At 62.5% G+C, this 9726-nt stretch carries 9 protein-coding genes; all 9 read right to left on the bottom strand.

What is annotated here, in order from left to right:
- Positions 1-79: 79 nt before the first annotated feature.
- Positions 80-1078: a flagellar motor switch protein FliG gene (gene fliG, locus CKO15_RS06035; RefSeq protein WP_200193564.1), complete on the bottom strand. Its 999-nt coding sequence runs from the start codon at positions 1076-1078 to the stop codon at positions 80-82.
- A gap of 34 nt (positions 1079-1112) precedes the next feature.
- Positions 1113-2879, bottom strand: a complete 1767-nt coding sequence (gene fliF / locus CKO15_RS06030) for a flagellar basal-body MS-ring/collar protein FliF (protein WP_200193562.1) — start codon at positions 2877-2879, stop codon at positions 1113-1115.
- 16 nt (positions 2880-2895) lie between these two features.
- Complete coding sequence (gene fliE, locus CKO15_RS06025) at positions 2896-3210, bottom strand: flagellar hook-basal body complex protein FliE (protein ID WP_200193561.1); 315 nt, start codon at positions 3208-3210, stop codon at positions 2896-2898.
- Between the two features lie 12 nt (positions 3211-3222).
- Complete coding sequence (locus tag CKO15_RS06020) at positions 3223-4692, bottom strand: sigma-54 interaction domain-containing protein (RefSeq protein WP_200193559.1); 1470 nt, start codon at positions 4690-4692, stop codon at positions 3223-3225.
- A gap of 456 nt (positions 4693-5148) precedes the next feature.
- Positions 5149-5610, bottom strand: a complete 462-nt coding sequence (locus CKO15_RS14080) for a flagellar protein FliT (RefSeq protein ID WP_200193556.1) — start codon at positions 5608-5610, stop codon at positions 5149-5151.
- On the bottom strand, positions 5573-5995 hold the full coding sequence (fliS, locus tag CKO15_RS06010) for a flagellar export chaperone FliS (protein ID WP_200193554.1): 423 nt from the start codon (positions 5993-5995) through the stop codon (positions 5573-5575). The genes CKO15_RS14080 and fliS overlap by 38 nt, the downstream gene beginning before the upstream one ends.
- A 125-nt stretch (positions 5996-6120) precedes the next feature.
- Positions 6121-7554, bottom strand: coding sequence for a flagellar filament capping protein FliD (gene fliD, locus CKO15_RS06005; RefSeq protein WP_200193552.1), 1434 nt, complete (start codon positions 7552-7554; stop codon positions 6121-6123).
- Between the two features lie 98 nt (positions 7555-7652).
- A complete protein-coding gene (locus CKO15_RS06000) occupies positions 7653-8102 on the bottom strand; it encodes a flagellar protein FlaG (protein ID WP_200193550.1) in 450 nt (149 codons plus the stop codon).
- 77 nt (positions 8103-8179) lie between these two features.
- Entirely contained in the window at positions 8180-9673 is a 1494-nt protein-coding gene (locus CKO15_RS05995; RefSeq protein ID WP_200193548.1) for a flagellin N-terminal helical domain-containing protein, read from the bottom strand.
- Positions 9674-9726 lie beyond the last annotated feature (53 nt).

The raw sequence follows: 9726 nt of genomic DNA, 5'->3' as shown, positions 1-9726 counted from the left end.
TCCCCGCCCCACCCCCTCTGCCAGGGGGCACGACGCGAATCGCGATCGGCGCTATCAGAGCACCACCTACCCACCGTCATTAGACGTACTGCTCGGCACCGCTAGCCAGATTGATCGTGCCCTCATCAGCCAAGCGCTTAGCGGTACTGAGGATATCTTTCTGCGCCGCCTCCACGTCGCTCAAGCGCGCCGGCCCCATCGCCTCAAGCTCCTCTTGCAACATCTCGCCGGCACGCCGCGACAGATTGTTAAAGAACTTCGTCTGCAGCTCTTGGCTTGCGCCCTTGAGCGCCAGTGTCAACATCCCGGTATCGAGTTCGCGCAGCAGCTGCTGCATCGAGCGATCGTCCATCTGCTTGAGGTCTTCGAAGACGAACATGAGCTCTTGAATGCGCTCGGCGAGATCCTCATCGAGCTCTTTAACGCTGTCGATGATCGCCGTCTCGGTCTGCGAATCCATGTTATTGAGGATGTTAGCCGCCGATTGCAGACCACCGATGGTCGACGATTTGAGCCGTTGCTGCCCCGAGAACTGCCGCTCCATAATCTCGTCCAACTCTTGCAGGGCGCGTGGCTGAATCCCCTCCAGGGTCGCCACCCGCATAACGATATCGTGCCGAATCCGCTCCGGCATCTCAGCAAGCACCTGCCCGGCCTGATCCGGCTCAAGATAAGAGACGACGATAGCAATGATCTGCGGGTGCTCGAGACGAATCATCTCGGCGATGGTCCGCGGGTCGAGCCACTTCAGCTGATCGAGCCCGCGCGTCGTCCCACCCATGACGATCCGGTCGATGATCGAGGCGGCCTTCTCCTCACCGAGCGCCTTCACCAGGGTGCTGCGGATGAACTCCGTCGAGCCAATCCCGAGCGAGGTCTGTTCGGCAGCGGTGTTGATAAACGCATCCAGCACCTCATCGACCTGTTCGCGAGTGATCTTTCCGACCTGCGTCATCCCCAGGCCGAGCTTTTGCACCTCACGCGGACCGAGATAGCGCATGATTTCGGCGGCTGCATCCTCGCCCAGAGTCAGCATCAGCACCGCAGCCCGATCTGGACCCTTCATGCTACTCGCCATGCCGCATCACCCCCACCGCTCGCTCGTCGCCCAATCAGCGATCGTCTTCATCCAGCCATTGCTTAACGGCGTTGGCCGCCAACTCCGGTTCATTCTCGATCAACTCCAACACCGCCTGCAGTTTAGCCTCGTAGGGGCGCTCACGCATATCGCTCAATTGCTCACCGCCCAGGCCAGCCAAGCGCAACGTCGCCTCACTCTCCTGCTCTCCTTCACCAAGCGGACTCGCCAGTGCTGCCTGCTCACGCTCGGCAGCCTCGCCTTCGCTCTCTTCAGGTTCGACACCGCCAAGCACCCGATTCACAATCGGGCGAATCGCAATAATGTAGATCAACAACCCGATTGCGGCGAAGACCGCCAAGCGAATCAGGTCCCTCACCCACTCCTGCTCCCAAACCTCGGGGGGCGGATCGGGCGGCGAGACGATCTCGGCAAAGGGAACGGTTACGACGCTAACGGCATCGCCGCGCTGCTGATCGAAGCCAACCGCATCACGGACCAACGCCTCAAGCCTGGTGATCTCGGCATCGCTCAACGCCTCGCGCACCACCTGACCTTCTTCGTTCTCAACGTAGCGGTGATCAATCAGCACGCCAACGGTGAGCCGATCTAGCACGCCGAGCGCCGGCTGCGCCTCGACCAGGCTCCGCCCCACCTCCCAGTTGCGAGTCTCATCGGCGCTAAAGGGCGTCCCCCAGCCACCGGCACGGTCGTTATCAGGATCGAGCGCCCCCGGTCCGGGCGGCTGATTGGTCAACGCTCCCGGGATGCCGATCGGCCACTGGTAGCCACCACCGCTGCGCTCCGACATCTGCTCACTGCGAATCGCACTGCGCTCCGGATCGAAGAACTCCTCAAGGTGTCGGCGCGTATCGAAATTAAGCCGTGCGCTAACCTGCGTGCGCACGCGCCCCGGACCGATCAGCGGCTCCAGCAGGTCCTCGACCCGGCGCTCGATTCGCTCCTCGACCTGACGCGTCAGCTCGTGCTGTTGCGCAGCGGCTGTTGCCTCGGTCGGTCGCTCATCGGCGGTCAACAAACGTCCGCGATGATCGACGATACTAACGTTTTGATGACTTAGATCGGAGACGGCGCTGGCAACCAAGTGGACGATGGCATCGACTTGCTGGCGCGGCAGCTGCCGCTCCTCGCTCAACTCGAGAATCACCGAAGCCTTCGCCTCGCGCCGATCACGCACAAAAACAGACTGCTGGGGAACATCAAGGTGAACGCGCGCCGAGCGCACCGCCCGCAACGACTGGATCGAGCGTGCCAGCTCGGTCTCCAGCGCCCGATCAAAGCGAGTGTGCTCCATGAACTCGCTGACCCCGAAACCGGGGTCCTCGCTGAGCATCTCGTAGCCGAAGCCAGTCGTGCCCCGGGGCAACCCCTCAGCGGCGAGAAAGATACGGGCACGGTGGACATGCTCGGCGGGCACCCGGATATCGCCGGTGCGCTCATCAAACTCGACCCGCACGCCCCGCTCTTCGAGGACGTTGATGACCTGCGCAGCGTCCTCGGAGTCGAGATCGGCGTAGAGGGTTCGCAACTCGGGAGGACCTTGCGCCCAGATAAAGAGCGCCACCCCAAGCCCCACGATGGCGAGCAGGCCAACGCCCAGAGCGATCTTGCGCAGCGGATTTTCACCCAGCCAAGCCTCAAGCTGCGCCTGCCAATCTTCGGGCAAATAGCGCCCAAGGCCGGAGCTATCACGCCCTCCAGCATCCTGTCCCGAGCCGTTTTCCACCGGCGACGGCGGCATCGCGCCATCCGCCTCGGCCATTGCCCGGCTCTCAGCCATGGCAAACCCTCACGAGCTAGACTTGCATATTCCGGATTTCTTCATAGGCCTCGAGGAAACGGTTGCGCACCTCTTTCATCGCCTCGAAGGAGATCTGCGCCTTTTGCGCGGTGATCATTACATCGGTCAGAGAGACATCCTCGCCGCGCATGTAGGCATCGCGCAGCGACTCGGCATCGACCTGACGCCCGTTGACCTGCTCAACCGCCTGCCGCAGTAAGTTTGAAAACTCCTCAACCGGCGGGCCATCGGTCTGCCGCTGCGGTGACTGCTGAGGCGTGCCGGTGGCACGCATCTCGGACAGTGCTTGCTCGATTCGGAAATCCGCCATAGCCACGATCCCTCAACTTCCGTAGGCGTACAGGACAACCCCGCCCGAACGCTCCGGAATCTCTACGCCCTCTTGCCGCATCCGCGCCAGCTTATAACGCAGCGTGCGGCTACTGATCCCCAAACGCGCTGCGGCCTCCTTGCGACTCCCACCGACCGCCGCCAGAGTCTCCAAAATGCGCCGATACTCCCGACTCTTCAGATCCTCCTCCAGCGTCGTTGCTCCTCCATCAGCCGCCGGCACCGGGGGGTGCTCAGAGATCGGGGCAGCCGCCGCCCGCATCGCCACCGCCGGATGTGTCAACGTCGGAGCGGGCGATACCGTTGACGCGCCCGCGCCCTCCGCCCAACTCGCCGTACTCTGCGGCTGCGCCTCAACGGTCACCGGCTCGAAACGGATCGCCTCGCTATCGACGGCATCGCCTTCGGCTAGAATCAAAGCGCGCTGAACGACATTCTCCAGCTCACGAACATTGCCCGGCCACGTATGCTGTACCAGTTTCCGCTCAGCCTCTGGGGTCAATCGCGCACCCCGACCGTTGAGCTGAGCATACTTGACTGCGAAGCTCCGTGCGAGCGGAACGATATCGGCAGGACGCTCGCGCAGCGGCGGCAGGTGAATCGGGAAGACGTGTAGCCGGTAGTAAAGATCCTCGCGAAACCGCCCAACTCGCACATCGTCGCGCAGATCGCGGTTACTGCTTGCCAACACCCGCACATCCAGCGGCACAGGACTGTCCCCGCAAAGCCGCTCGATCTCCCGCTCCTGCAAGGCCCTTAAGAGCTTAGCCTGTAAGCCTAGCTCAATCTCCGAGACCTCATCAAGGAGCAGTGTCCCCCCTTGCGCCTGCTCGAACTTTCCGGCGTGTGCCCGGTTCGCGCCGGTAAAGGCACCTTTCTCGAAGCCGAAGAGCAGTGCCTCCAGCATACTTTCAGGAATCGCCGCACAGTTGACCGCGACGAAAGGACCAGCAGCCCGCGGCGAACGCTCGTGGATGTAGCGGGCGAAGATCTCCTTGCCCGTCCCCGACTCACCGGTCAGCAGCACGGTCACATCCTTGCTCGCGACACGCTGAGCGAGTGCCAACAGCTGCCGACTGCTGTGGTCTTCTGCCACCAACCCGGGCCCATGAGCGGTGATCCGCGCCACCGCCGCAGCCAATTCACCCTCCGCGCCTTGCTCGGCGACGTAGTCCGCCGCACCGTCGCGCATCGCCGCCACCGCACCACTGACTTCGGCCGCTGCCGAGACGACAACGACCGCGGGCGCCAACGGGTGCCGGGCCACCGCTCGCCACTCATCGCCGTCGACTCCGCCCTCACAGCAGACCGCGGCGCTCACCCCGCCCCGCTCCAAAAGGCGACCTGCTGCAACCGCTCCCTCCGCCTCAACGGTCTGGAACCCGGCACTCTCCAGCGCCCGAGATTGCCGCTCCCGACGCTCTGCCTCGCGAGCCACCACGAGCACACATTGCTGAGTCATAAGCCTAACCCCCTAAGCACGAAACCGACCGCGGCCACATGCCGCCGATTAGCGGCAAATTATGCACTGTTCGTGCCAGTTTCTGCCGCTCTGCCGGCACATCCTGCAACCCCTTGCCGTACAACGCTCCACCTCCCTCTATGCGTAGCGCCCGTGCGCCTCGGGAAAGGACCACCACACACCTAGCCGGCAAGAAAAGGCCGGAAGGCGGCAAAATCTTGCCGCCCGAAGGATAAGCATCGCTCACTTTCCGGCTTTGCGCAAGAAGCGAGCGGACCAGCTGGCCGACTGCGAAGACAAGGGAGAACAAGGGAGAACAAGGGAGAACAAGGGAGAACAAGGGAGAACAGAGGGGAAAAAGGGGGAAGGGGAGAAAAAGAGAGACAAGCCCGAGGAGGGAAGCTGCCGCCACGGCGACGCCCGCGAACAAAAAGACCTAGGAGGACCGAGCCCTGCTCAGCGCGCGGAACCGCCGGAGTCTTCGCCGCGATCAACCGCCTTGGAGACCTGATGATAGGCGGCACCGGCCTCTCGGCGCCGCTGATCCATACGGGAGGCCTGACCGAGCCGATCGCGCTCCTGCTCCATCAGCTCCCGGACTTGTCGACCAACCTCCAGGGCCTGCCGCAGCCGGGCCGCCGCGCGCTGGCTGCCCATCCCTTCGCTGTCTAAATCGGCCTCGGGGAGACGTCGCAGCTGCTCGACGCGCAAAGCATCGCGCTCCATAACCCCGTCCCAGTCATACTGCTCGGCGCGCTCAAGCATCTGCCGAGTCAGCTCTAGAACTCGGGCGCAGCAGCGCTCGGTGGCATCCTCTGCGACACCGACACCACCGAGCGGCTGCTCGTCGGTCACCATCCGCTGACGGGCACCGCCCCCGTCAGCGCCCTTGGGCCGCCGCTGCCGCCGCCGCTTCACGGTCGCGCAACTCCGGCGGGATCGCATCCCACGCGCTCTTGATCTCACGCATCAGCGAGGCCACCTCATCGAGGTATTCGACCTGGCTGTGCATGTTGGCCTCGACCAAGCGGCGCTGCATGTAGGAGTAGAGCTCTTCAAGATTACCGGCAATCCGGCCGCCGCGCTCGTGATCCAAGCCCGAGCGCAAACCGTCGAGGATCGAGATCGACTTACTGATCAGTTCGCCCTTGGCCGAGACCTCACCACGCTCCATTGCGCCGCGGGCCTGCGAGACCCGATCCAGAAAGCCGTCCATCAACAGCTGCACCAAGCGGTACGGATCCGCGTATGCAGCGCTCGAGTAGCTTCCGACCTGTTGGTATTGATTTACGCCGCGATGCATAGTCTTTTCCCATTCTATGTGCCTAGGGGGCATTGAGGGTTTTCCGGTTTCGCACCTATTGTGTCGGCAGATTACAGCGACTCTTGAGGGGGGGGTGTTGGCCATTATCGAAAAAAAAACGCGGATCACTTATTCTTCGTCATCATGGCCAACCGCTGCTCGATAAACTCGGAAGTCCGATTCATCTCGGCCACCCGCTGATCCATGCGGGAAAACTGGCTCCGCAACTGCTCCTCGCGCCGCTCCATGCGTCGATCAAGGCGCTCCCGGTCACTATCGATGCGCTCCAAGCGACTCTCAAGACCATCAGTCCGCATGCTCAACACGCCACCGCGTCCGGCGACCTCGTCGAGCACCCCATCGAGCCGCCCCATAACGCCGTGCTCAGGATCGGTCATCAGCTGTGTAACCAACTCAGGATGCGCCCCCGCCATACGCTGCAGCTGCTCACTGTCGAGATCGAGCGTACCGTCGCGATTGGTGCGCACCCCCAAATCACCGAGCGCGCGCAACGGTTGACCGGCCAAAGCCGCAACCGGTTCAGTTAGAGCGCGGCTCAGGCGTGAGCTGATGTTGCTAACGCTCGGATCGCCCTGCAATGGGGCCGCCTCATCGGCATCTGGGTTATAGGCAGTAAGCTGGTTGATCTGGCCCCGCACCTGATTGTAGGTCTCGATCAACGCCTGGATATTCTCCTCAATCAGCCCGGTCTGCTCACGCACCGAGACGCGCGTACGCCCCTCACCGCCGAACTCTAAGGTGACCCCCTCAATCGCGCCCTCAATGGTATTCTCGGGGCGCGTAATCACCATGCCGTCGATCACCGCCTGCGCATCGGTAGCCGCCTGCACTTGCTCGAAGGCCCCAACGCCTTGCTGCCCCCCTCCTGCAGCTACGCCAAACTGCAGCAGCGAGAGGTCGCCTTCGTCTTCATCCGCGCTCTGCTCGGCGCGGATCTGCTGAATGGCGTTGGCTTCACCGGTGCCCTCGGTCGCAATGGCCAGCCGCGGACCGGCGCCGTCGTCAACAATCGAGGCGCGCAACCCTTCGGCTTGCTCATTGATGGCGTCGCGAATGCCGAGCAGCGTCGACTGCTCTTCGCCGATGTGAACGATCTGCTCGCGCCCCTGGCCATCCGTGATGATCAGCCGACCGGTGCCGATCGGATCGGAACTCTCGGCAAAGACACCGGTCGCAGTCGCGATGCGCTGTCCCTGGGCTAGCTGCAGGACTTCAACATCGTAGTCCCCCGGCGGGGCGCCCTCTTCGGCGCGTACACGCGCTACGTCACTGTGGGTCGAATCGGTATCGATCCCGGAGTAGGCCGAAGCATCGGCCAATCGCCCGATCCCTTCGCGAAACTCACCGACCGTCGCACGCACCTGGCCCAGCGCCGAAATCTGCTCCCGCAGCTCCTCTTCGCGACGCTCCAACCGCTTATCGGTCGGCGCGCGCTCGGCCCGAATCAGATCCTGAACCATCTTGCGCGTATCAATCCCCGTGCCGACATCCATCTTACTCGGCATATGGGGCATTTGATCGGTGACCGACGTAGGCATGGGAGCCCCCTTTATCGCTACTGAATCGTCATCGCCCGTCGCCGTCAAGAGACCTCAGCCCCGCACCGGCACACCCTAGCCACCCCGTCGCCCACCCCTTAGGCGTGCTCGTCGAAGAGCATCCCCTGGACCTCCTTCAAGTGAGCGGCCACGGCGAGCATCTCCTCCGGGGGGATCTGTCGCACTACATCCTCCGTCCCCCGCACATAGACCGTTACCACAGTCTTGCCGGTGCGATCGTCGACACTGATCTCCAGGTCCCGCCCCATCTTGCGGATGAAGTTCTCGAAACGCTCCACCGCCTGCGCTAGGGCCTCCGGATCTTCGGCGCGATAGACATCAAGCGGAGAGAGATCACCCGAGGGCGCCATCAAGAGGTGCTGAGCACCCTTGCCCTCTTTTTGCTCCGACTCTCCGGCACCGCCTGCCGCTTCGACCCCCCTGCCTGCCCGTTGGTTCCCGCTCACCTCGTCTGGCGACTGATTGACGGTGCGCCCCCATCCATAACCTGCAGCGGTCACAGCACTGTAACCATGGATCTCACTCATACTGCCTCCCCACCCGCCCCGTGCCACGGAGCCTCACGGGCCAGGTTCCGGAAAGGCAGTCCGGATCCTAGCCGCGGTTATTGTTGGAGTAGCTGCAGCACCATCTGCGGCATCTGGTTCGCCTGCCCAAGGACCGACGTCCCAGCCTGCTGCAGAATCTCCGTACGCGTCATCTCGGCCGTCTCTTCGGCAAAATCGGCATCGAGAATTCGCGAGCGAGACGCGCTCAAGTTCTCCGAAGAGATGTTCAAGTTATTGATCGTTGCCTCAAAACGATTCTGCACGGCACCAAGGTCAGCACGCACTGAGTTGATCCGCCCCAGGGCAAAGTCGACAGTCCGGATGGCGTTATCCGCCGCCCCCCGAGTCTGCACGTTGATCGTCTCAACCAGGCCGTCGACCTCCTGACCCGAGACTGCATACCTCTTAGTCTGGAGCAGATCGCCGTCGGCGCCAAGCAGGCCGATCTTAGCCAGCTCGTCGGCATCCGCCTCAATGGCGATCGTTCGACCTAGATCGTTAGCCAGCTGGATACCCCGCTGCACATGCAACCCTTCGCTGTAGTCGAAACCAGCCTCCAAGGCCCCATCCAGGCCGTCTGGAATACCCAGTGGCCATGCACCGACATCTGAGCTGGTCAGCCGGAAGTCAGACTCTGAGGAGAGCCTCACGCGACCATCCTGGATCTCGGCACGCACACCGGTCGATGCACTCTGCTGGTTAATCGCATCAATCATGTTCTGCTGTGAGGCAGACTCATCCTCGGAGACAACCTCAAAGTTAACTTGGAGACCGTTGATTTTCAGGCTGCCGTGCTCCTGCTCCCCCAAGGCTGCGAAGTCGAAGTCGAACTCCTGCATCGCCCGATCGGCACGGAAGACCTGCACCCCGGTGACCGGGTTGCGCTCGTTGATTCGCTCCACAATTTCGGCGACACTGCGCGCACCACTCATATCGATCGCCGTACCGTTAATGTGGATCGAGACCCCATCCAGATCCAACTCCTGACTCTGCCCAGAGGCAATCTGAGTCAACACACTGTGTCCATCAAGAATCTCGGCACCCAATCGCTCACCCCGCAGATCCATGCCGGCAACCGTTAGGCTCTGGGCTCGGTTGGCACCGACCTGGAAGATCAAATCGCGCAACGACCCATCGATCACATTTTGCTGGTTAAACTGGGTATTTTCGGCGATGCGGTTGACCTCGTCGAGGGCGGCCTGAACCTCGCGGTTCAGCGCTTCGCGGTCGCTCGGCGTGTTGGTGTCGTTCGCCGCCTGGACGGCGAGCTCACGCACGCGCTGGAGCAGGTTGCTCATCTCCTCCATGGCGCCCTCTGCCGTCTGGGCGAACGAAATGCCGTCGTTGGCATTCCGAGCCGCCTGATTGAGGCCGTTGATCTGCGCCGTGAAACGCTCGCTGATCGCCAGACCTGCAGCATCATCCCGCGCGCTATTGATCCGCAAACCAGAGGAGAGACGCTCAATGGCCGTCTCCATCTCGCTCTTGGACGCATTCAGATGCCGTTGCGCGTTCAGCGATGCAACGTTCGTGTTGATCACCTGTGCCATGACCCGTCTCCTTAAGTCCGGCGCCTCTCAAGGACGCCTAATCCGCTGACCCC

Source organism: Halorhodospira abdelmalekii (assembly GCF_016583625.1).
GTDB classification, from domain to species: Bacteria; Pseudomonadota; Gammaproteobacteria; order Nitrococcales; family Halorhodospiraceae; genus Halorhodospira; species Halorhodospira abdelmalekii.
The sequence above is the reverse complement of the archived record's forward strand: the minus strand, read 5'-3'. Positions and strand labels throughout refer to the sequence as shown.